1 protein-coding gene is annotated in these 643 nt (G+C 36.9%); it reads left to right on the top strand.

The window, feature by feature from the left end; genetic code table 11:
• A partial coding sequence (locus SD53_RS12365; protein ID WP_046520535.1) for an ATP-binding protein occupies nt 1-478 on the top strand: 478 nt, incomplete at its 5' end.
• Between the last annotated feature and the right edge of the window lie 165 nt (nt 479-643).

The following is a 643-nucleotide window of genomic DNA, read 5'->3' as shown; positions in this document are numbered from 1 at the left end:
CGCTAAACAAACAGCAATAGAGTACGTTCAAGGCTTCTCTACAAAAGAGCCAAAATCATTAATATTGCAAGGTTCATACGGAACTGGTAAAAGCCACCTAGCATACGCTATCGCAAAAGCAGTTAAAGCTAAAGGGCATACGGTTGCTTTTATGCACATACCAATGTTGATGGATCGTATCAAAGCGACATACAACAAAAATGCAGTAGAGACTACAGACGAGCTAGTCAGATTGCTAAGTGATATTGATTTACTTGTACTAGATGATATGGGTGTAGAAAACACAGAGCACACTTTAAATAAACTTTTCAGCATTGTTGATAACAGAGTAGGTAAAAACAACATCTTTACAACTAACTTTAGTGATAAAGAACTAAATCAAAATATGAACTGGCAACGTATCAATTCAAGAATGAAACACAATGCAAGAAAAGTAAGAGTAATCGGAGACGATTTCAGGGAGCGAGATACATGGTAACCAAAGAATTTTTAAAAACTAAACTTGAGTGTTCAGATATGTACGCTCAGAAACTCATAGATGAGGCACAGGGCGATGAAAATAGGTTGTACGACCTATTTATCCAAAAACTTGCAGAACGTCATACACGCCCCGCTATCGTCGAATATTAAGGAGTGTTAAAAA

The organism is Rheinheimera mesophila, from assembly GCF_000986865.1.
GTDB classification, from domain to species: domain Bacteria; phylum Pseudomonadota; class Gammaproteobacteria; order Enterobacterales; family Alteromonadaceae; genus Pararheinheimera; species Pararheinheimera mesophila.
The sequence above is the reverse complement of the archived record's forward strand: the minus strand, read 5'-3'. Positions and strand labels throughout refer to the sequence as shown.